Here is a 21,096-nt window from a genome sequence, read left to right as displayed (position 1 = left end):
GAGGGAGCCGGGGCCGGAATGCGATCAGACGCGGGCCTGACGGTCAGGACGGACCCCGCAGCGGTCACGCCCGGCCGACGGCGGGGACGGACCCCGCAGCGGTCAGACGCAGACCTCACGGACGACGCCGGCCAGGCGCTCCGCCAGCGCCTGGGCCTGCTCGGCCGAGGCGGCCTCGACCATCACACGGATCATCGGCTCGGTCCCGCTCGGCCGGATCAGCACCCGGCCGGTCTCGCCCAGTTCGCCCTCGGCCGCCTCGACGGCCGCGGACAGTTCGGGCACCGACGCCTTGGTCCGGTCCACGCCCTTGACGTTGATCAGGACCTGCGGGAGCCGGGTCATCACCGAGGCCAGCTCCGCCAGCGGCTTGCCCTCGCGGGCCACGGCCGCCAGCAGGTGCAGCGAGGTCAGCAGGCCGTCCCCGGTGGTGGCGTGGTCGAGCATGATCACATGTCCGGACTGCTCGCCGCCGAAGGTGTAGCCGCCCTCCCGCATGGCCTCCAGGACGTAGCGGTCGCCCACCGCGGTTTCGAGCACGTCGATCCCGGACTCCCGCATCGCCAGCTTGAAGCCCAGGTTCGACATGACCGTGGCGACCACGGTGTCACCCGCCAGCTTCCCCTCGGCACGCAGCGCCAGGGCCAGCACCGCCATGATCTGGTCGCCGTCGATCACCTCGCCGGTGTGCGCGACCGCCAGGCAGCGGTCGGCGTCACCATCGTAGGCGATCCCGACGTCCGCGCCGCGGGAGACCACGATCTGCTGGAGCTTGTCCAGATGCGTGGAGCCGACGCCGGCGTTGATGTTGAGGCCGTCGGGGCGGGCCCCGATGGTCTCGACCTTCGCTCCGGCACGCGTCAGCGCCTCGGGGGCGACCATGTGGGCCGCGCCGTGCGCGCAGTCGATGACCACGCTCAGGCCGTCGAGCCGTCCGGACATGGTGGACAACAGGTGGGACACGTAACGATCGGCCTCGCCGTACGCCTCGCGCACCCGGCCGACGGCCGCGCCGGTCGGCCGGTCCCACTTCTCGCCGAGACGCTGCTCGATCTCGTTCTCGACCGCGTCGGGCAGCTTGTAGCCGCCGCGGGCGAGGAACTTGATCCCGTTGTCCGGGGCGGGGTTGTGGGAGGCGGAGATCATCACGCCCATGTCGGCTCCGAGAGCCGTCGTCAGATAAGCGACCGCCGGGGTGGGCAGCACGCCGAGCCGGAGCACATCCACGCCGGACGACGCAAGGCCGGCGACCACCGCGGACTCCAGGAACTCTCCTGAAGCCCGGGGGTCCCGGCCTACGACGGCGATCGGGCGGCCCTGCGGGGCACGCCCGTCGCTGGCATGGAACGCTCCGGCATCGCCGAGGACGTGAGCCGCGGCCACGGACAGGTCCATGGCGAGCTCGGCCGTGAGGTCGCGACCCGCGACCCCACGGACCCCGTCGGTGCCGAAGAGGCGCCCCAACTTAACGCTTGCTGTACTGCGGGGCCTTACGGGCCTTCTTGAGGCCGTACTTCTTGCGCTCGGTGGCGCGGGCGTCACGGGTCAGGAAGCCGGCCTTCTTCAGCGGCGGGCGGTTGACCTCGACGTCCAGGACGGCCAGCGCGCGGGACAGGCCCATGCGCAGGGCACCGGCCTGGCCGGTGACGCCGCCGCCGTCGATGCGGGCGATGACGTCGAACTGGTCCTCGGCGCCGAGCGTCACGAAGGGCTCGTTGACGATCTGCTGGTGGACCTTGTTCGGGAAGTAGACGTCAAGCGGACGACCGTTGATCGTCCACTTGCCGGTGCCCGGCACGATGCGCACGCGGGCGACGGCCTCCTTGCGGCGGCCGGTGCCGTACGAGTTGCCCAGGGTGATGGGCTTGCGGACGGCGGCCTCGCCGCCGACAGCGGACTCGCTGGTGTACTCGGAGGGGAACTCCTCCGCGTTGTAATCGTCCAGCTCGCCCTCGATGGGCGTCTCGACACCGGTGGGCTCAGCCACGGTTCTCCTCAAACTTTCCTACTCGGCGTCGGCCATCGGCCAACGCTTGCCGGCGACAGCGGCTCGTGCGACTACTGGGCGATCTGGGTGATCTCGAAGGGCACCGGCTGCTGCGCCTGGTGCGGGTGCTCGGATCCGGCGTAGACCTTGAGCTTCTTGATCATCTTCCGGCCGAGGGCGTTCTTCGGCAGCATGCCCTTCACGGCCTTCTCGACGGCGCGGTCGGGACGCTTGTCCATGAGCTCGGCGTAGGTCACGGAGCGCAGACCGCCCGGGTAACCCGAGTGGCGGTAAGCCTTCTTCTGCTCGAGCTTGTTGCCGGTCAGCGCGACCTTGTCGGCGTTGATGACGATGACGAAGTCACCGGTGTCGACGTGGTTGGCGAAGATCGGCTTGTGCTTACCGCGAAGCAGCGTCGCGACGTGGCTTGCCAGCCGGCCGAGCACGATGTCGGTGGCGTCGATGACATACCACTGACGCTCGACTTCAGCAGGCTTGGGTGTGTACGTGCGCACGGTCGTATGCCTTCTTTGTTCGCGTCTTCGGGACTGCCGGGATCGGCAGCGACTTGGTCGGTAGGTGCGGGCACACGACAGCCCGGACCTTCCGTCTCCCAAGTCGAAGGAGATGACGCCGGACGCGCCGCGCATCAGTCTCAGATGACGGAGACCGATTCGCACACAACGAAGTAGCAGGATACAGGCCGGAGAGAGCGGGGGTCAAAAAGACCGGCCCTCCGAGCCGTCCTTCAAAGAGTTTACCCGCCATGGGAGATGCCTCGCCCAGGGCGGAGGCGATCGGCGGAGGACGTCACCCGCCGTCGAAAGCACGACCGGAGGCGAGGCCGTCCCGGTCCGCGACGACGCAGCCCGGGCGAGCGCTACCACATCCGAAGCTCCACCGAACGGTTACAACTCATTCTCGACATTCTCTTCTTCAACTATCTCAACATCCCTATCTTTGTTAGCGGTATGTGGCAGTCCCCTTACCCCAGGCATACCCAGCGGGCTCGTCTGCGCCGTCTGGGGGCTTTCGCGTGCTTGGCGGCGGTTCTGCTGACCGGATTCATCCTCGGCAGGAGCAGCCGCGCCCCGCAAACGGTCGACCAGGTCTACCTGTACGACGCTCCCAGCACGCCCTCGCCCACCGTGGTGGCGGGAGCGGGCCGGACCGTGGAACGGCGGGCCCCCCTCGGCCGGGTCGCCCGGCGTACGCAGGCGTCCTCCCCGGCTCCCCGGGTGTCCGCCACGCCCCGCCCGTCGAGCAGTCCGGAGAACATGATCGGCGGCTTCACCGACAGCGCCGGCTCCCGCCACCCCCTCCGCGCCGAGGACGGGGGCGGTGCCCTTCAGGCGCTGAGCGACCTGGAGGACGAGGTCGTCCGGCTGGTCAACGCGGCCCGCAGGCAGGCCGGCTGCGCCCCGCTCCGGATCGACCCACGGCTGGCCGGTGCGGCGCGCGCGCACTCCGCCGAGATGGCGGCGAGCGGTGACTTCTCCCATACCTCGCCCGACGGGTCGTCCCCCTGGAAGCGGATGGAGGACGCCGGTTACAGCAGCGGGGGCGCCGAGAACATCGGCCGCGGTTCCCGCTCCGCCGAGGAGGCCCTGAGAAACTGGATGGCCGACCCCGGCCACCGGGGGAACATCCTCAACTGCGCGCTCAGAGCCACCGGCGTCGGGGTCGTGGACGGCCCGGGCGGGCCGTGGTGGACTCAGGATTTCGGATATTCGTGACCAGATCCGTCCCGGCGGCCGGTTACGCTCACCCCATGGGTTCTCCCGGGGATTCGCCGCGCCGCCAGCCGTACGGACGGCCCGGCGCGCCGCAGCCGCACGGCCGTCCCGACGTGCCGCGATCGCCGTCCGCGCCGGAAGACGGGGGTGAGAACTGGTTCGCCCCCGCCCCGTCCGGTCAGTCCTCCCCGTCGCACGGTCACACCTCCCCGCCGTACGGCCAGGCTCCCTCACACGATCAGGCGCCGCCGTACGGCCAGGCGCCCCCGCGTCGCCAGGTTCCCTCGCACGCTCAGGCGCCGCCGCGTGGTCAGGCGCCCCCGTACGGCCCGGCGTCCCCGCCGCCCGACCGGACCGCACCGTCCGTGGCCCGGGACGAGCCGACGGCACCCCGGAAACCGGCGGAGCGGCCTCGCCAGGAGATGTGGAGCCCCTACGACGAGGGTCCCCGCTCCCGCCGGCCGATCATCATCGCGTCCGCCGGGCTGGCCGTACTGGTCGCCGCGGGCATCGGGCTGGCCGTGCTGGCAGGCTCCGACGACGGCGCCGTCCCCGCCGCGACGGAGTCCGCCTCCCCGTCGAAGACCGTCGCCGTGCCCCCCGCCGCCCCCGGTGACGAGTTCGGCTTCGCGGCCTCACGCGCCACCGACCCGCACGCGCTGACGGCGAAGGAGCTGTTCGGGAGCAAGAGCGTGAAGGTCAAGGGCCAGACGTACACCAGGACCGTCTGGCGGGAGGACAAGGCCAAGAAGTGCAAGGACGCCGTGGTGGGCGCCAAGCTGCAGAAGGCTCTCGCCTCCGGCAAGTGCACCCAGCTCATCCGCGCCAGCTTCCGCGACTCCTCCGGGAAGATCATCGGCACCGTGGGCGTGGCCAACCTGGGGACGTCCGCCTCGGCGGCGCGGGTGGTCAAGGCGGTCAGCGGCAAGAAGCTGGAGGAGTACCTCAAGGTGCTGCCCGGCAAGGACAAGGTCACCAAGTTCCTCGGCACGGGTGAGGCGTTCGCCGGCGGATGGCGGCACGGGCACTACGCCATCCTCGTCTGGTTCCAGTACAAGGACGGGCACGCGCCGAGCAAGAACGAGGCGAAGAAACTCAACGCGGCCGCGTTCGGTGTCGCCGACGCGACCGTCACCCCTGCGCTGGAGTCACGGTCGCTGACCGGCAGGCGTCCCTGACCGCAGCCGACAGCCTCGTCGATGGAAGATTTTTTCACCATTTTTCGCGGTAAAACCGGCACGGGACACGCTTGGGAACGCTCATACCCACGTGGCGATCTCCAGCTGTCGCTACGCTGCCGAGTATGCGTGGCCAGGAATCCGGGTCCGAACACGAGCACGAAACCGGTGGTTCGGCCGTACCGGCGACGCCGCCGCCGAGTTTCGGCCGGCCTTCGCCGCACGTGCCGCGGACCGATCACACAGGTGGCGAGCAGCCTTACACCCCTCCGGCGTGGCCGGAGCCGATCTCTCCCGCACCCCCGGTGGAGCAACCGTGGACGGTTCCCGACGACGGAGCGGCACCCTACGACTGGCTGGCCGACACCGGAAGCGGCCTCCCCGGTCCTGATTCCCCAAGCATCCCGCCGCCCGTCCCGGTCACGCCGGAAGCCGCCCCGGGCGCTTCACCGCCCGGCTCCACCGCCCCGATGACCGCTCCCGACGTGCTCGCGACCGATCTCCCCATGCCGCGGCACGCGGGCCCCGGGAGCCCCGAGGACCCAGCGGGCCCTGCGGGGAGCCCCTCCTCCCCCGCCGAGCGGGAGGAGCGGCCCTGGGCGAGCCCCCCGATCGGCGGGGAGGCCGCGACGCCCCCGGCCCCCGTACCGCTGGACGACCCGCCGCTTCCCGGCGCGCCCGTGCCGCCGGATGCCCCCGCCTGGCAGCCGCCCCCGGCCTTCACCGCCGCCGCGGCGGGTATGCACGTGTGGCCGTCCCCGGCCTCCGGGGCCTCGGACAACCCGCCGTGGCCCGCCGCCACGGGCGAGCCCGTCGGCGAGTCGGCGTGGCCGGAGCCCGAGGAGCCGTCCCGCCCCCGCGAGCCCGGCGACGTCGCCGTCTGGCCGCCGCACCTCGCGGCCCAGGGACCGGACGAGGAAGGCGGAGAGGACACCGTCAAGGTCCGCGTGCCCATGTCCGCCGGACCGGAGGGGCAGGACGGCGCGCCGGCCCAGCACGTCGACGCGCCGGCGCCGCCCGACGTTCCGGCCCCGCAGGCTCCCGCCGTACGGCCGGAGCCGTACGCCTCCGCCCCGGCCACGCCCCCGGTCGGGTTCCCCGCCGGCGATCCGCCCCTGGGACCCGCGTGGTCCGCGGGACCCGGCATGCCCCCCACCGCGCCCCCACCCGGCAACCCGCCCCAGGGACCCGCATGGTCCGCGAGGCCCGGCATGCCCCCCACCGCGCCCCCGCCCGACGCCCCGCCCCCGGGGCCCGCATGGTCCGGGGAGCCGGGCGTGTCCGCGCCGACTCCCGGTCCGATCTCGGCCGATCACCCGACTCCGCCGGGCGGCATCCCGGTGGTCTCCCCTCCGGTCCCGATCCCGGTCCCTCCGGCTCCGCTCGCTCCGGGACCGCCCGGGGGGCGGCCACCGCGCTCCGGCCCCGGCGGTCCGGCGCCGGAGCACACCGCTCTCCTTCCGTCACCGGCCCCCGCGACCGGTCCCCCGGGTGCTCCCGGCGTCCGCCCGGTCAGAGGCAAGGCCGCGACCGTCCTGGCCGCGGCGGCCGTGGCGATCGTGGTGGGAGGCATCGGCACCGGCGCCTTCCTGGCCTACCGCTCGTCGGGCTCCGAGAAGACCACCGGCGCCGCCACGAGCGCCCCCGCCGTCACCGGCGGGCCCACCGACGGACCGGCGAGCTCGCCCGCCGAGCCGTCCCCGGCCAGTACCACGATGCTCAACTCCGAGCTGACCGACCCGGGCAAGATGACCTTGACCGACGCCTTCAGAAAGAAGGTCACCATCGGCGGGACCACCTTCACCCGGGTCAAGACCCACCTGACCCAGGACTGCGAGAAGGCCGCCTCGGGCGGGTTCGCCACCGCGCTGCGCAGGGAGGAGTGCCGCCGCGTGCTGCGGGCCACCTACGTGGACAGCCAGAAGAAGTACGCCGTGACCACGGGCGTCGCGGTGCTGCCCACCAGGGAGTCGGCCGTCGCCGCCGACCAAGCCAAGAACCTGGAGCGCAACCTGTGGTTCCGCGGCCTGCCCGGCTCCCCCGGCAGCGGGGCCGAGCGCGTGCACATCGCGGGCGGCTACGCGGCGGGACTGGTGTGGGGCCGCTACATCGTGTTCAGCTACGCGACCTTCGCCGACGGGCACACCCCCACCGCGAAGGAGAAGGGCCTCGGCAAGGTCAGCGGTGCCTTCCGCGACCAGACCGCCAAGGTCGTCGAACGCCGCGTGACCGGCTGAACCGCGAAGGCTACCGGGCGGGGGCGTCGGCGCAGACGGTGTCTTCGGCGGGCAGGACGCCGTCGAGCAGGTAGCGGCCGACGGCGTCGTCGACGCAGGCGTTGCGGGTGGCGGTGAACACCCCGGACACCAGATGACGGAAGGCGCCACGCACGGTGACCATGCGCGAGCCGCTCAGGGCCCGGTGCATCGCCCGCTGTCCCGGATAAGGGGTCTTGGGGTCGCCGGAGGCCCCGACGATCAGCGCCGGGACGTCGTTGCGGATCCGGGTGGGAGGTTCGGCCGCAGAGGCCGGCCAGAACGCGCACGGCAGGTTCATGGCGCGGGTCAGCGGCCCGAACAGGGGCTCGTCGGCGCGGTGGGCCTGGATGTCGCGGTAGTAGGCATCGACATCGCGGGAGGCGGGTCCGTCCGCGCAGGTGATCGCCATCCGTGCGCTGCCGGCTCCGTCGGTCTCCGGTGAGGACAGGTAGGCCAGTCCTTCCTCCAGGGAGGGGGCCGAGGTGATCTCGGCTCCGCGGGCGGCGTCGTCGAGGACCTGAAGATCGGCGGCCAGGGCGGCGTAGGCCTGCTCGCTGTCTCGGCCCAGGCTCAGCAGCAGGATCGCCGGGAAGACGTGGGTGTCGACCCGGTAACGGCCGATGCGCAGCGGGGTGCGGGCGGCGGCCCGGTCGATACGGCCGACGGTGGCCAGGACCCGGGCGGTGGTGGAGCCCAGGCGGTAGCGGCCGTGGTGGCGGGCGGCCCAGCCGGCCCACTCCTTGAGCGCCTTGGCCAGGTACGGTCCCATCGGGCGGGCGTAGCCGGGTCCGGCGGCGGCGGGGTCCAGGGCGCTGTCCAGGACGAACCGGTCGGCGCGGGCGGGGAACAGCTGCATGTAGACCGCGCCCAGGTAGGTGCCGTACGAACCGCCGAGGTAGGACAGTTTCGGCTCGCCCAGGGCGGCGCGGATGAGGTCCATGTCGCGAGCGGTGGCGCGGGCCGAGGCGTGCGGCAACATCTCCCGCAGCCCCGCGCAGCGCGAGGCCAGGTCCTGGGCCTGGGCGGCGATCCGGTCGAAGCCGCGCCGGTCGTGGCCGGTCGAGCGCACGTAGTCGCCGATGGGCCAATGGCAGTTCAGCGGGGTGCTGCGCCCGGTGAAGCGGGGGTCCATGCCGATCAGGTCGTAGCGGGCCGCCAGCGTGGGCATCGTGGCCTTCAGCAGCGGCGCGTAGATCCTTCCGGGGTCGCCGGGGCCGCCGGGGTTGATCAGCAGTGCTCCGCGCCGGCGTCCGGGGTCGGTGGCCCGCAGCCGGGAGATCGCGACCTCGATGGCGGGCCCGTCGGGGCGGGCGTGGTCCAGCGGGACGGTGACCTCGGCGCAGCGCGCCCCGGCGGCCTCCAGCTGGGCGCCGATCGCGTCATCGGGGCCGGTCCGGCAGTCGTGCCAGGTGATCTTCTGTTGCTCGAACCGGGCGAGCCCGCCGTCCGGGCCGGGCTGCCGGGCTCCGGAGGCGGCCAGGGCACTCGCGCCCCCGGCCGAGGCGAGCAGCGCGACGGCGGCGGCGGTGGCGGTGACGGCGGCCATGGAGATCTTTCTCATGGAGATCAGCGTCGCGGCCGGGCCGCACGGCCCGCATCGGCCATCAAGCCGATCGAGGAGCCGCACGTCTCGGCCGTTCGGCCAGAGCGCCGGTCATATCCGAGGTCACTCCCCCAGGGTGCGCACCCGGCGGGTCGCCGCTGCCCGCCGGGCCAGTTCCGCCGCCTCCGGGTAGCGCACCTCCTCCAGGCAGAGTCCGTGCGCCGGGGCGACATGCACCCTGGAGTCCCGTACGGCTCCCGCCAGCACCTGGCCCGGCCACTCGACCGGCAGGCGGCCCTCCCCCACCGCGAGCAGCGACCCGACCAGTGCCCGCACCATCGAGTGGCAGAACGCGTCGGCGACGACGGTCGCCACGAGGAGGCCGTCCTCTCGGACCCAGTCGAGCCGCTGGAGCTCGCGGATGGTCGTCGCGCCCTCTCTCTTTCTGCAGAACGCCGCGAAGTCGTGTTCGCCGGTCAGGCGGGTCGCGGCCGCGTTGAGCCTGTCGAGGTCGAGAGGGCGGGCGTACCAGACGACCTCGTGGCGGCGGAGCGGGTCCACGCCGCCGGGAGCGTCGCAGACCCGGTAGGCGTATCGGCGGGACATCGCCGAGAAACGTGCGTCAAAGCCCTCCGGCGCCACCGTAACGCGATAAATCCTGACATCTGGGTCCAGGATGCCCGCCAGCCTCCTGCGAAGGACGTCGAGGCGCTCAGCGATTCCGCCCTCCGCCTCCTGCCCGGGGGACGGGCCGCGCCCGCGGCGGTTCTCCAGGACCAGGAGCGCGTCGGACTCCACGTCCAGATGGGCCACCTGTCCCCGCGCGTGGACCCCGGCGTCGGTCCGCCCGGCCACCGTCAGCGAGGGCGGTCCGGCGAGCCGCAGGGCCTTGGCGAGCGCTTCCTCGATCTCCCCCTGGACCGTGCGCCTACCGGGCTGCCGGGCCCAGCCGGAGAAGTCGGTGCCGTCGTAGGCGAGATCCAGGCGCAGCCGTACCACGATGTTCCTCCCGGAGAACGCGAAGCGGGCCCGGCACCCCAGATGCGGGGATGCCGGGCCCGTTCACACGGCCTGACGGATCAGGCGTTGTCCTTCTTGGCCTCGGTCTCCTCGGCGGGAGCCTCGGCGGTCTCCTCAGCCGGAGCCTCCGCGGTCTCCTCGGCGGGAGCCTCGGTGGCCTCAGCGGCCTCGGTCTCCTCGGCCGGAGCCTCGGACACGACCTTGGTCTTCTCGTCGACCGGGGTCGCCACGGTCTCCTTGGGGGAGGCCGGCGCCTTGGAGACGCTGACCTGGTTCAGGGCCTCGGTGACCAGCTCGATGACCGCCATGGGGGCGGAGTCGCCCTTGCGCTGACCGATCTTGGTGATCCGGGTGTAACCGCCGGGACGCTCGGCGAACGTCGGGGCGATCTCGGTGAAGAGGTGGTGGACGACGCTCTTGTCACGGACGACCGTCAGCACCTGGCGACGGTTGTGCATGTCGCCCTTCTTCGCCTTGGTGATCAGCTTCTCCGCCAGCGGGCGCAGGCGCTTGGCCTTCGCCTCGGTGGTCTTGATCCGGCCGTGCTGGAAAAGCTGAGTGGCGAGGTTCGACAGGATCAGCTTCTCGTGGGCCGGGCTGCCGCCGAGACGGGCACCCTTGGTGGGCCTGGGCATTTCTCGTTCTCCTTGAGAGTTAACCTGCCCCGGCCGTATCAGGTACCGGAGTCAGGCCGCGGGAGTCGCAAGCGGCTCCCGCGTTACCGAAACCCCTCCGAAGAGGGACTTTGCGCCGGGGACGGGAACCGCGAGGGATTCCCGTCCTGCCGGACGTCCCCGGACGCGGCGATGCCCGCCGGGGTCGCGGGGGCGCAGCCCCCGCGAGGTCAGTACTGCTCGGTCTCGACGTACGCGCTGTCGTCGTCGTCGTAGCCGCCGCCGGCCACCGAGGTCGGGTCGAACCCGGGCGGGGAGTCCTTGAGCGCGAGCGACATCTCGTGCAGCTTCTGCTTGACCTCCTCGATGGACTTCGCACCGAAGTTGCGGATGTCCAGCAGGTCCTGCTCGCTGCGGGCGACGAGCTCACCCACGGTGTGGATGCCCTCGCGCTTGAGGCAGTTGTAGGAGCGGACGGTGAGGTTCAGCTCCTCGATCGGCAGCGCCAGGTCGGCGGCCAGGGCCGCGTCCGTCGGCGACGGGCCGATGTCGATGCCCTCGGCCTCGACGTTCAGCTCGCGGGCCAGGCCGAACAGCTCGACCAGGGTCTTGCCGGCGGAGGCCACCGCGTCCCGCGGCTTCATGCTCGGCTTGGTCTCGACGTCCAGGATCAGACGGTCGAAGTCGGTGCGCTGCTCGACACGGGTCGCCTCGACCTTGTAGGTGACCTTGAGCACCGGGGAGTAGATCGAGTCGATCGGGATGCGGCCGATCTCCTGGCCGGGCTGCTTGTTCTGCGCGGCGGAGACGTAGCCGCGACCGCGCTCGACGGTGAGCTCCATCTCCAGCTTCGCCTTGCCGTTCAGCGTGGCGATGCGCAGCTCGGGGTTGTGCACCTCGACACCGGCCGGAGGCGCGATGTCGGCGGCGGTGACGTCGCCGGGACCCTGCTTGCGCAGGTACATCACCACGGGCTCGTCGTGCTCGGAGGAGACGACCAGCTCCTTGAGGTTCAGGATGATGTCGGTGACATCCTCCTTGACCCCCGGGACGGTCGAGAACTCGTGCAGCACGCCCTCGATGCGGATGCTGGTCACGGCCGCGCCCGGGATGGACGACAGCAGCGTGCGCCGCAGCGAGTTGCCGATGGTGTAGCCGAAGCCGGGCTCCAGCGGCTCGATGATGAACCGGGACCGGTTCTCCTCGAGGTTCTCCTCGAGGAGGGTGGGACGCTGAGCGATCAGCATGTGGGTTCTCCCCTGGCCGTGCGGCGCCCGCTATTTGACGCCGCTCGATAACAACAGCATAGGTGCCGTACGGCGAACCGTACGGCACCTTGCGAGAGCACTACTTGGAGTAGAGCTCGACGATCAGCTGCTCCTGGACCTGCGTGTCGATCTGCTGGCGGACCGGCAGCTGGTGGACCAGGACGCGCATGGACTCCGGCGCGACGCCCAGCCAGGCCGGGAACGTCCGGTCGCCGGCGGTGGCGCGGGCCACCTCGTAGGGCAGGAGGTTGCGGGACTTCTCGCGGACCTCGATGATGTCGTGCTCGCGGACGCGGTACGACGGGATGTCGACCTTCTTGCCGTTCACCAGGATGTGGCCGTGACGGACCTGCTGGCGGGCGGCGTCGCGGGACTCCGCGAAACCGGCGCGGTAGATCACGTTGTCGAGACGGCTCTCCAGGATCTGGAGGAGGTTCTCACCGGTCTTACCGGCCTTGCGGTTGGCTTCCTCGTAGTAGTTGCGGAACTGCTTCTCGAGGACGCCGTAGATGCGGCGGGTCTTCTGCTTCTCACGAAGCTGGAGCTGGTACTCAGACTCCTTCGGACGGCCGCGGCCGTGCTCACCCGGCGGGTAAGGACGGATCTCGATGGGGCACTTCGCGGACTCGCACTTCTTGCCCTTGAGGAAAAGCTTGACCTTCTCCCGGCGGCAGAGCTTGCAGTCCGCACCCGTGTAACGAGCCATTTCTCTCTATCTCCTGGGCGTCAGACGCGACGGCGCTTGGGCGGACGGCAACCGTTGTGCGGAACGGGGGTGACGTCCTGGATGGAACCGACCTCGAGACCGGTCGCCTGCAGCGAGCGGATCGCGGTCTCCCGGCCGGAGCCGGGACCCTTGACGAAGACGTCGACCTTGCGCATGCCGTGCTCCATGGCGCGGCGGGCGGCGTTCTCGGCGGCCATCTGCGCGGCGAACGGGGTGGACTTACGGGAGCCCTTGAACCCGACGTGGCCGGCGCTGGCCCAGGAGATCACGTTCCCGTTCGGGTCGGTGATCGAAACGATCGTGTTGTTGAACGTGCTCTTGATGTGGGCGTGCCCGTGAGCGACGTTCTTCTTTTCCTTGCGGCGCACCTTCTTCGGGGCGCCCTGACGGCTCTTAGGAGGCATTGCTTGCCTTCACTCCTGAGGTCTTCGGTCCTGCGGCTGCGCGGACTACTACTTCTTGCCGGGCTTCTTCTTGCCGGCCACGGTCTTCTTCTTGCCCTTGCGGGTGCGTGCGTTGGTCTGCGTGCGCTGACCGTGCACGGGGAGGCCGCGGCGGTGCCGGATGCCCTGGTAGCACTGAATCTCGATCTTGCGACGGATGTCGGCCTGGACCTCGCGGCGGAGGTCACCCTCGATCTTGAAGTTGGCCTCGATGTAGTCACGCAGCGGCACGAGCTCTTCGTCCGTGAGCTGGTGGACCCGGAGGTCGCCGCTGATGCCGGTGGCCTGCAGGGTCTCGAGCGCGCGGGTGCGGCCGATTCCGTAAATGTAGGTGAGAGCGATCTCCAGCCGCTTGTCGCGGGGGAGGTCGACGCCAACCAGGCGAGCCATGGTCGGGCATTCTCCTTCGTTGTGGCGGAGGTCCTGCGCTTCACTGCCCCTCCCCATGCCCGGGGTGAGGGCCCCGGCCTCCGACCGGGGGTCTCCCGCGGGGTACGGCCCTGCGGGGCCGCCTGCGCGGGTGTGGAACGCGATTACTGTGCTGCGGCCTCACATGGATCGAGCCCGCCTCGTGGAGCGGACTCTGTGTAAGACCGGATTCCTGCGACTAGCCCTGACGCTGCTTGTGGCGCAGGTTGTCGCAGATCACCATGACGCGACCGTGCCGGCGGATCACCTTGCACTTGTCGCAGATCTTCTTGACGCTCGGCTTGACCTTCATAGTCCTTAGTCGTCCCTCAGACGCTTACTTGTATCGGTAGACGATCCGCCCACGACTCAGGTCGTAGGGGCTCAGTTCGACGACAACCCGGTCGTCGGGAAGGATGCGGATGTAGTGCATGCGCATCCGCCCGCTGATGTGGGCCAGGACCTTATGGCCGTTGTCGAGCTGCACCCGGAACATCGCGTTCGGGAGCGACTCAACCACAGTGCCCTCGATCTCGATGGCGCCGTCCTTCTTGGCCATGTCCCTCGCGTTTCACTGATCGGTCGTCTGAGGCTTCGGCACACTAAGCAGCCGCGACCATGCGCCTTACGTGAGAGCGGCGGTAGCGACACCGCAAAGGCGCAATGGTCATAGTGAACCGAAGAAGGAGTGTACGGCACCGAGCGATGAAATGCGAAACAGACGGCCGGTACCTTGGCACACCCACAATCCAGGATACCCCCCGTCCGTGGATGGGCGCGCGGCGCGCCGACCGATTCCCCTGCCCCGATCGGCGAGCCGTCCGGCGCCGGGCAACCGGAGAGCCCGCCGGTGACCTGGTCACCGGCGGGCTCTTCGAAGTCGGCTTCCCCCCGTGGACCGTCCCTCCGCCTCAGCGGAGGTCCGGCATATCGGGTTTAGAAGGCGTCGCCCCAGTTACCGCAGTCGTCGAAGCGGCTGTCGCCCTCGCAGACGCGGATCTTGAAGTCGTCGAAGCCGTTGCTCTTCTTGAAGCCGCCGAACTTGTCGAAGTGACGGAAGCCCTTGGTCTTGTAGTACTTGGTGTGGTGACCGAACTTGTCGTGCCAGCGGAACCACACGTAGCTGTAGTCGTTGTCGCGGTCACGGTCGACCAGGTCGCCGAAGAACCAGTAACGCCCGTCCTTCTTGTACCAGTAGCCCTTGAAGTAGGACCGCTTGCCGAAGCTCTCACCCTTGCCGTACTTCGAGTAGTACGGGCCGAAGAAGTGCTTCTTCGGGGCCTGCGCCTGCTGGGCGGCGGAGCTGTCGGCGGTCGCGGTCACGGTGGCGGCCTGGGCCGGCGTGGCGGCCAGACCGGCGGCCAGGGCGCCGGCGAGAGCGGTGCCGACGAGAGCGGTACGGATCTTGCTCATTTGCTGCTTCCTCCTGTGAAGGGGTCCTGCTGTTCGGACACCGCTCACGTTAGGAAGATTCAAGCTGCCTTTCTGCGGAGGAATGCACACTTACCCCCGAGCGTGCACTATTACGATTTCTCGTCCCAGCCCATCTTCGTCGCGATGGTGCCGACCAGCAGAACCGCCCCCCACGGGCCCATCACCCACAGCGGCCAGGGGTACGGGAAGTCGAAGCCGTCCGCCGCTCCGATGATGAACCAGATCACCCAGTTGATCGCGCTGGCCACCGCCCAGAAGGACCAGTGATCGATCAGGTCCTTGCGCTTCTTGCGCTCCGCGAGCTCCTTCTTGCTCCGCTCCTCCGCGGCGTCGGGGAGGCTGCGCAGGTCCACACCCGGCAGGTCGGAGGTGAGGGTGGCGAGCTCGCCGTACGTCCTGCTCGAGTAGAGCCGCTCCAGCCGCTCGTCGAACTCCTCGACGGTCAGGCGCCCCTGCGCGTAGTGCTCACGCAGCACCGAGGCGACCTTGTCCCTGTCTCCGTCGGACGCTCGCATATCTGGACTCGCCGCCATCGTCACCCACATCCGCTCACCGCAGCGGGCCGGTCACTCCCGGCTCGCACCGTCACCCAGCAGGTCGGCAAGCCGCTCTTTCCCCCCGTCAAGAGCGGTCAGGACCCACGGTCCATTATGTGTCACGGCGACGCTGTGTTCGAAGTGCGCGGAGGCCTTTCCGTCGATCGTGACGACCGTCCAGTCGTCGGCCAGCACCTTGGTGCGGTCGGTGCCCAGGTTGACCATCGGCTCGATCGCGAAGCACATGCCCGGCTCGAACTGCGGCCCCTTTCCGGGCTTGCCGTAGTTGGCGACCCAGGGATCCATGTGCATCTCGGTGCCGATGCCGTGTCCGCCGTACTCCTTCGGGATGCCGTAGCGCCCCTGGGCACGGATGTACCTCTCCACCTCGTAGCCGATGTCGGACAGGTGGCGGCCCACCGTGAGCGCGGCGATCCCGCGCCACATGGCCTCCTCGGTGACCCGCATCAGCTCGGTCAGCGCGGGATCCACCTCGCCGACCGGGACGGTGATCGCCGAGTCTCCGTGCCAGCCGTCGAGGATCGCGCCGCAGTCGATGGAGATGACGTCACCCTCACGCAGCGCACGCCGGTCGCTCGGGATGCCGTGGACGACCTCGTCGTTGACGGACGCGCAGATCGTGGCGGGGAAGCCCTGGTACCCCTTGAAGGAGGGGATGGCGCCCTCGTCCCTGATGGCCTTCTCCGCGATCGCGTCGAGGTCCAGCGGGGTCATGCCGGGCTGCACGCTCTCCCGGAGCAGCTGCAGCGTCCGGCCGACCACCAGGCCCGCGGCCCGCATCTTCTCCAGCTGCTCGGGCGTCTTGACTTGAATCCCGTGCCGCTTCTTCTTGAACACGTCCACACCCCCGGGTGATAAATGGGCGACTTTAAGCACAATTCCCCTGATTGTGCCGCAGTACCTGCCCCAACGACAGCACGCCACCCATGAGGGAACCCATGGGTGGCGTGCCGGTGAAGTTCGCCGGGCCGCTAGCCGATATAGGGCGCCAGGGCCTCCATCGCGCGACCGGTGACCTCTTCCACCGGACCCGCCGCGTCCACGCCGACCAGGATCTCCTCGTCCGCGTAGAAGGTGATGAGCGGAGCGGTCTGCTCCTGGTAGACCTCCAGCCGGCGCCGGACGGTCTCCTCCTTGTCATCATCCCGCTGGTAGAGGCTGCCGCCGCAGGCGTCGCAGACGTCGTCCTTCTTGTCGTCGAAGTCGACGTGCCAGATGCGGCCGCACTGGCTGCAGGTCCGGCGACCGGCGAGGCGGCGGACCACCTCGTCCTCGTCGACCACGAGCTCCAGGACGATGTCCAGGGCGACGCCGAACTCCGCGAGCATCTTCTTCAGGATCTCGGCCTGGGGCACGTTCCTGGGGAAGCCGTCGAGCAGGAAGCCGTCCTGCGCGTCGTCCTCGGAGAGGCGGTCACGGACCATGGCGATGGTGACCTCGTCGGGCACGAGGTCGCCTCGGTCCATGTATTCCTTGGCAAGCTTGCCGAGCTCCGTACCGCCCGAGACGTTGGCACGGAAGATGTCACCTGTCGAGATTTTCGGGATGGACAGGTTCGATGCGATGTACTGGGCCTGCGTCCCCTTACCCGCTCCGGGGGGCCCCACCAGGACGAGACGCACTACTTCAGGAAACCTTCGTAGTTGCGCTGCTGGAGCTGGCTCTCGATCTGCTTCACGGTGTCAAGACCGACACCCACCATGATCAGAATGCTCGTCCCTCCGAACGGGAAGTTCTGACTCGCCCCGACGAGTGCCAGCGCGACGATCGGCACCATGGAGATCAGGCCCAAATAGAGCGATCCGGGAGCCGTCAGACGCGAGAGTACGTAGCTGAGGTACTCGGCCGTGGGGCGCCCCGGGCGGATACCCGGGATGAAACCACCGTACTTCTTCATGTTGTCGGCGACCTCAACGGGGTTGAAGGTAATCGACACGTAGAAGTAGGTGAAGAACACGATCAGCAGGAAGAACGTGATCATGTACGCGGGGGTGTCGCCGGTGACCATGTTCTGGTTGATCCACTGCACGATCGCGTTCGGCTCTTCCTGCGTGTTGCTGAAGAGCGTGGTGACCAGCTGCGGGAGGTAGAGCAGCGAAGAGGCGAAGATGACCGGGATGATGCCGGCCTGGTTCACCTTCAGGGGGATGTAGGTGGACGTCCCGCCGTACATCCGGCGGCCGACCATGCGCTTGGCGTACTGCACCGGGATGCGGCGCTGCGCCTGCTCGACCATGACGACCAGGGCGATCATCGCGATACCCACGGCCATCACCACGGCGAAGACGAAACTGCCCTTGGTCTGGGCGATGCGCAGGAGCTCGGCCGGGAAGACCGCGATGACCTGCGTGAAGATCAGGATGGACATGCCGTTGCCGACGCCGCGGTCGGTGATGAGCTCGCCCAGCCACATGACGACGGCGGTGCCGGCGGTCATCGTCAGCACCATCGTGATGATGGCGAAGACGTTGTCCTTGTCCAGCAGGACGTCCTGGCGGCACCCGGGGAAGAGCTGCCCGCTGCGCGCCAGCGCGATGAAGGCGGTCGACTGCAGGATCGCCAGGCCGACGGTGAGGTAACGGGTGTACTGCGTGATCTTCGATTGGCCGGCCTGGCCCTCCTTCTTGAGGGCTTCCAGACGGGGAATGACCACGACGAGCAGCTGGAGGATGATGCTCGCGGTGATGTACGGCATGATGCCGAGCGCGAACACCGACAGCTTCAGCAGTGCGCCACCGCTGAACAGCTGCACCATCCCGTAGATGTTGCTCGAACTGCCTGCCTGCGCGTCCTTGAGGCACAGGGCGATGTTCTCGGTGTGCACACCCGGAGTGGGGAGCACCGAACCGAGACGGAACAGGGCGATGATGCCCAGAGTGAAGAGCAGCTTCTTACGCAGGTCCGGCGTACGGAACGCTCGGGTAAACGCGGTCAGCACGGTCCCTCCTGCGCGCCTGAAAGGCGAGGTCGGTCAGCGATGGGGCGGGGGTGGTCCATCTTGCTATCTCAAGTCAACGAGCCCGTGGAATGTGAGTTGACACTCACTGTCCAGCGAACTCTAACGCACCACGGGCGCGAGAGCCCATTGCGGGCTCTCGCGCCTCGTGTCATGCCTACAGCTCGGAGACGGAGCCCCCGGCAGCGGTGATCTTCTCCTTGGCACTGGCGGAGAAGGCGTGCGCCTGCACGTTCAACGCCACGGAGATGTCACCGGTTCCCAGGACCTTCACCAGCTGGTTCTTGCGGACCGCGCCCTTGGCGACCATCGTCTCGACGGTGACGTCGCCACCCTCGGGGAACAGCTCGCCGAGCTTGTCCAGGTTGACGACCTGGTAGGTCGTCTTGAACGCGGCGTTGGAGAAGCCCTTCATCTTGGGCAGACGACGCTGGAGCGGGACCTGGCCGCCCTCGAAGCCGAGGGGAACCTTGCTCCGGGACGTCGTGCCCTTGGTGCCACGGCCGGCGGTCTTGCCCTTGGACGCCTCGCCGCGGCCCTTGCGGACCTTCGACTTGTTGGCGCCGGGAGCCGGACGCAGGTCGTGGAGACGGAGCGGAGTGTTCTCAGACATGTCTAGTCGACCTCTTCCACGGTGACGAGGTGCGACACCACGGAGACCATGCCGCGGATCTCCGGGCGGTCCTCCTTGACGACGACGTCACCGATTCGCTTCAGACCGAGCGAGCGCAGCGAGTCACGCTGGTTCTGCTTGCCACCGATCTTCGAGCGGACCTGGGTGATCTTCAGACGCGCCATCGGCTAGCTCACCGCCTTCGCCGCCGCGGCCTCGGCGAGACCCTCGGCGCGAGCCTTGAGCATCGCCTTGGGGGCGACGTCCTCGATCGGCAGGCCGCGGCGGGCGGCGATCTCCTCGGGGCGGCTGAGGCCCTTCAGAGCGGCCACCGTGGCGTGCACGATGTTGATCGGGTTGTCCGAGCCGAGCGACTTGGACAGAACGTCGTGGATGCCGGCGCACTCCAGAACGGCGCGCACCGGGCCACCGGCGATGACACCGGTACCGGGCGAGGCCGGACGGAGGAAGACGACACCCGCGGCCTCTTCACCCTGCACGATGTGCGGGATGGTGCCCTGGATGCGGGGCACCTTGAAGAAGTGCTTCTTGGCCTCTTCGACGCCCTTGGCGATGGCCGCGGGGACTTCCTTGGCCTTGCCGTAGCCGACGCCGACCAGGCCGTTGCCGTCACCGACGACGACCAGGGCGGTGAAGCTGAAGCGACGACCACCCTTCACGACCTTGGCCACTCGGTTGATCTTCACGACGCGCTCGATGTACGAGACGCCCTTGTCAGCGTTGCCACCGCGGCGGTCATCACGACGACCCTCACGCCGCTCGCCACCGGCGGCGCCACCGCGACGCGGAGCTCCAGCCATCAGTGGTTCCTCTTCTCATTCATAAGACGGGCCATCAGTTGTGATCCTCGGGACAGAGTCATCAGAACTCCAGCCCGCCCTCGCGGGCGCTGTCCGCCAGGGCCGCGATGCGGCCCGCGTAGCGGTTGCCACCGCGGTCGAAGACGACGGCGGTGATCCCGGCGGCCTTGGCCCGCTGAGCGAGAAGCTCGCCGACCTGCTTCGCCTTGTCGGTCTTGGCACCATCGGCCGTACGCAGAGCGCTCTCCATGGTGGAGGCGCTGACCAGCGTGTGCCCCTGGGCGTCGTCCACGATCTGCACGAAGAGGTGCCGCGCGGAGCGGTTGACGACCATGCGCGGGCGCACGGCCGTGCCGACCACCTTCTTGCGGACGCGGGTGTGGCGACGGGCCCGCGAGACGGCGCGGGCGGCCGTGTGCTTGCCGAACGCAGTCTTGCCAGCCATGCCTACTTACCAGCCTTTCCGACCTTGCGGCGGACAACCTCGCCCTGGTAGCGCACACCCTTGCCCTTGTACGGGTCGGGCTTGCGCAGCTTGCGGATGTTCGCGGCGATCTCGCCGACCTTCTGCTTGTCGATGCCGTCCACGTGGAACAGGGTCGGCTTCTCGACGCGGAAGGTGACGCCCTCGGGGGCGTCCACGATCACCGGGTGGCTGAAGCCCAGGGCGAACTCGAGCTGAGTCGGGCCCTTGGCCTGCACGCGGTAACCGACACCCACGATCTCCAGGGTCTTCGTGTAGCCCTGGGTCACACCCGTCACCATGTTGGCGATCAGGGTGCGGGACAGCCCGTGCAGCGCACGGACCTTGTTCTCGTCGCTGGGACGCGTGACGGTGACGGCACCGTCCTCGCCCTTGGCGACCTCGATCGGCTCAGCGACCGTGTGAGAAAGCGTGCCCTTCGGGCCCTTGACCGTGACATTCCGGCCGTCGATGGTGACATCGACACCGCCCGGCACGGGGATGGGCAGCCGTCCGATTCGCGACATGCTGTTCTACTCCCCTCTTACCAGACGTAGGCGAGGACTTCCCCGCCCACTCCACGCTTGCCGGCCTGCTTGTCGGTCATGAGACCGGCGGACGTCGAGATGATCGCGACGCCCAGCCCGCCCAGGACTCGGGGCAGGTTGTCCTTCTTCGCATAGACCCGCAGACCGGGCTTGGAAACCCGGCGCAGGCCAGAGAGCGACCGCTCACGGCTCGGCCCGAACTTGAGCTCCACCACGAGGTTCTTTCCGACCTTGGCGTCCTCGACGCTCCAGGCCTGGATGTAACCCTCCTGCTGGAGGATCTCGGCGATGTGCGCCTTGATCTTCGAGTACGGCATCGCCACGGTGTCGTGGTAAGCCGAGTTCGCGTTTCGCAGACGCGTCAGCATGTCTGCGATCGGGTCGGTCATCGTCATGGCCGGTGGCCTTCCTCACCGCGGTTTCCCCAGGGGACCTTCGGTGTGGTCATGGGCGCCGTCAGGCGACGCCCGGTGAATACAACTTCTCGTGTGCGGCTGGCGGCGCGCGGGTCCGGAAGACTCC

Annotated in this window: 26 protein-coding genes; 3 read left to right on the top strand and 23 right to left on the bottom strand. The window is 69.3% G+C overall.

The window, feature by feature from the left end:
* Nucleotides 1–102: 102 nt before the first annotated feature.
* The 3 genes from glmM to rplM form a co-directional block, all read right to left on the bottom strand.
* Nucleotides 103–1,464 carry a phosphoglucosamine mutase gene (gene glmM / locus IEZ08_RS21920; RefSeq protein WP_189242803.1) on the bottom strand — a complete coding sequence of 454 codons (1,362 nt, stop codon included), beginning with the start codon at nt 1,462–1,464 and terminating at the stop codon, nt 103–105.
* Nucleotide 1,465: 1 nt separating this feature from the next.
* Nucleotides 1,466–1,987: a 30S ribosomal protein S9 gene (rpsI, locus tag IEZ08_RS21915; RefSeq protein WP_068921193.1), complete on the bottom strand. Its 522-nt coding sequence runs from the start codon at nt 1,985–1,987 to the stop codon at nt 1,466–1,468.
* Nucleotides 1,988–2,058: 71 nt separating this feature from the next.
* A complete protein-coding gene (rplM, locus tag IEZ08_RS21910) occupies nt 2,059–2,502 on the bottom strand; it encodes a 50S ribosomal protein L13 (RefSeq protein WP_068921192.1) in 444 nt (147 codons plus the stop codon).
* Between the two features lie 525 nt (nt 2,503–3,027).
* On the opposite strand from rplM, the gene IEZ08_RS21905 reads away from it, so the two are divergent.
* The 3 genes from IEZ08_RS21905 to IEZ08_RS21895 all read left to right on the top strand — a co-directional run bounded on the left by IEZ08_RS21905 (nt 3,028) and on the right by IEZ08_RS21895 (nt 7,138).
* Complete coding sequence (locus IEZ08_RS21905) at nt 3,028–3,723, top strand: CAP domain-containing protein (RefSeq protein ID WP_068921191.1); 696 nt, start codon at nt 3,028–3,030, stop codon at nt 3,721–3,723.
* Between the two features lie 35 nt (nt 3,724–3,758).
* Complete coding sequence (locus tag IEZ08_RS21900) at nt 3,759–4,901, top strand: hypothetical protein (RefSeq protein ID WP_189242802.1); 1,143 nt, start codon at nt 3,759–3,761, stop codon at nt 4,899–4,901.
* A 470-nt stretch (nt 4,902–5,371) separates the two neighbouring features.
* A complete protein-coding gene (locus IEZ08_RS21895) occupies nt 5,372–7,138 on the top strand; it encodes a hypothetical protein (RefSeq protein WP_189242801.1) in 1,767 nt (588 codons plus the stop codon).
* A 10-nt stretch (nt 7,139–7,148) separates the two neighbouring features.
* On the opposite strand, the gene IEZ08_RS21890 is transcribed toward IEZ08_RS21895, so the two are convergent.
* The 20 genes from IEZ08_RS21890 to rpsH all read right to left on the bottom strand — a co-directional run bounded on the left by IEZ08_RS21890 (nt 7,149) and on the right by rpsH (nt 20,969).
* A complete protein-coding gene (locus tag IEZ08_RS21890) occupies nt 7,149–8,720 on the bottom strand; it encodes an alpha/beta hydrolase (RefSeq protein ID WP_229803386.1) in 1,572 nt (523 codons plus the stop codon).
* Nucleotides 8,721–8,825: 105 nt separating this feature from the next.
* Nucleotides 8,826–9,701 (bottom strand): tRNA pseudouridine(38-40) synthase TruA, encoded by an 876-nt coding sequence (truA, locus tag IEZ08_RS21885; RefSeq protein ID WP_068921187.1) that lies wholly within the window; start codon nt 9,699–9,701, stop codon nt 8,826–8,828.
* Between the two features lie 80 nt (nt 9,702–9,781).
* Nucleotides 9,782–10,357, bottom strand: coding sequence for a 50S ribosomal protein L17 (gene rplQ, locus IEZ08_RS21880; protein ID WP_068921186.1), 576 nt, complete (start codon nt 10,355–10,357; stop codon nt 9,782–9,784).
* A gap of 209 nt (nt 10,358–10,566) precedes the next feature.
* Nucleotides 10,567–11,583 (bottom strand): DNA-directed RNA polymerase subunit alpha, encoded by a 1,017-nt coding sequence (locus tag IEZ08_RS21875; RefSeq protein ID WP_068921185.1) that lies wholly within the window; start codon nt 11,581–11,583, stop codon nt 10,567–10,569.
* Nucleotides 11,584–11,683: 100 nt separating this feature from the next.
* Nucleotides 11,684–12,310, bottom strand: a complete 627-nt coding sequence (gene rpsD / locus IEZ08_RS21870; RefSeq protein ID WP_068921184.1) for a 30S ribosomal protein S4 — start codon at nt 12,308–12,310, stop codon at nt 11,684–11,686.
* A gap of 20 nt (nt 12,311–12,330) precedes the next feature.
* A complete protein-coding gene (rpsK, locus tag IEZ08_RS21865) occupies nt 12,331–12,735 on the bottom strand; it encodes a 30S ribosomal protein S11 (RefSeq protein WP_020542285.1) in 405 nt (134 codons plus the stop codon).
* Nucleotides 12,736–12,783: 48 nt separating this feature from the next.
* Nucleotides 12,784–13,164: a 30S ribosomal protein S13 gene (gene rpsM / locus IEZ08_RS21860; protein WP_068921183.1), complete on the bottom strand. Its 381-nt coding sequence runs from the start codon at nt 13,162–13,164 to the stop codon at nt 12,784–12,786.
* Nucleotides 13,165–13,381: 217 nt separating this feature from the next.
* Nucleotides 13,382–13,495 (bottom strand): 50S ribosomal protein L36, encoded by a 114-nt coding sequence (gene rpmJ / locus IEZ08_RS21855; protein WP_003956441.1) that lies wholly within the window; start codon nt 13,493–13,495, stop codon nt 13,382–13,384.
* 24 nt (nt 13,496–13,519) lie between these two features.
* Complete coding sequence (gene infA / locus IEZ08_RS21850) at nt 13,520–13,741, bottom strand: translation initiation factor IF-1 (protein ID WP_012887858.1); 222 nt, start codon at nt 13,739–13,741, stop codon at nt 13,520–13,522.
* A 377-nt stretch (nt 13,742–14,118) separates the two neighbouring features.
* Nucleotides 14,119–14,595 carry a hypothetical protein gene (locus IEZ08_RS21845; RefSeq protein WP_068921182.1) on the bottom strand — a complete coding sequence of 159 codons (477 nt, stop codon included), beginning with the start codon at nt 14,593–14,595 and terminating at the stop codon, nt 14,119–14,121.
* Between the two features lie 110 nt (nt 14,596–14,705).
* Nucleotides 14,706–15,131 carry a DUF1707 SHOCT-like domain-containing protein gene (locus tag IEZ08_RS21840; protein ID WP_229803384.1) on the bottom strand — a complete coding sequence of 142 codons (426 nt, stop codon included), beginning with the start codon at nt 15,129–15,131 and terminating at the stop codon, nt 14,706–14,708.
* A gap of 51 nt (nt 15,132–15,182) precedes the next feature.
* Nucleotides 15,183–16,010, bottom strand: coding sequence for a type I methionyl aminopeptidase (gene map / locus IEZ08_RS21835; protein ID WP_068928353.1), 828 nt, complete (start codon nt 16,008–16,010; stop codon nt 15,183–15,185).
* A gap of 134 nt (nt 16,011–16,144) precedes the next feature.
* Nucleotides 16,145–16,795: an adenylate kinase gene (locus tag IEZ08_RS21830; protein WP_068921181.1), complete on the bottom strand. Its 651-nt coding sequence runs from the start codon at nt 16,793–16,795 to the stop codon at nt 16,145–16,147.
* Entirely contained in the window at nt 16,795–18,111 is a 1,317-nt protein-coding gene (secY, locus tag IEZ08_RS21825) for a preprotein translocase subunit SecY (RefSeq protein WP_068921180.1), read from the bottom strand. Before secY ends, IEZ08_RS21830 begins: the two co-directional genes overlap by 1 nt.
* 175 nt (nt 18,112–18,286) lie before the next feature.
* Nucleotides 18,287–18,742, bottom strand: a complete 456-nt coding sequence (rplO, locus tag IEZ08_RS21820; RefSeq protein WP_068921179.1) for a 50S ribosomal protein L15 — start codon at nt 18,740–18,742, stop codon at nt 18,287–18,289.
* A gap of 2 nt (nt 18,743–18,744) precedes the next feature.
* A complete protein-coding gene (rpmD, locus tag IEZ08_RS21815) occupies nt 18,745–18,927 on the bottom strand; it encodes a 50S ribosomal protein L30 (RefSeq protein WP_068921178.1) in 183 nt (60 codons plus the stop codon).
* A gap of 3 nt (nt 18,928–18,930) precedes the next feature.
* Nucleotides 18,931–19,563 (bottom strand): 30S ribosomal protein S5, encoded by a 633-nt coding sequence (gene rpsE, locus IEZ08_RS21810; RefSeq protein ID WP_068921177.1) that lies wholly within the window; start codon nt 19,561–19,563, stop codon nt 18,931–18,933.
* A gap of 61 nt (nt 19,564–19,624) precedes the next feature.
* Entirely contained in the window at nt 19,625–20,008 is a 384-nt protein-coding gene (gene rplR, locus IEZ08_RS21805; RefSeq protein ID WP_189242800.1) for a 50S ribosomal protein L18, read from the bottom strand.
* Nucleotides 20,009–20,010: 2 nt separating this feature from the next.
* Nucleotides 20,011–20,553: a 50S ribosomal protein L6 gene (gene rplF, locus IEZ08_RS21800; protein ID WP_068921175.1), complete on the bottom strand. Its 543-nt coding sequence runs from the start codon at nt 20,551–20,553 to the stop codon at nt 20,011–20,013.
* Nucleotides 20,554–20,570: 17 nt separating this feature from the next.
* Nucleotides 20,571–20,969 carry a 30S ribosomal protein S8 gene (rpsH, locus tag IEZ08_RS21795; RefSeq protein ID WP_068921174.1) on the bottom strand — a complete coding sequence of 133 codons (399 nt, stop codon included), beginning with the start codon at nt 20,967–20,969 and terminating at the stop codon, nt 20,571–20,573.
* Nucleotides 20,970–21,096: the final 127 nt, after the last annotated feature.

The organism is Planobispora rosea (genome assembly GCF_014648175.1).
GTDB lineage: Bacteria > Actinomycetota > Actinomycetes > Streptosporangiales > Streptosporangiaceae > Planobispora > Planobispora rosea.
The sequence above is the reverse complement of the archived record's forward strand: the minus strand, read 5'-3'. Positions and strand labels throughout refer to the sequence as shown.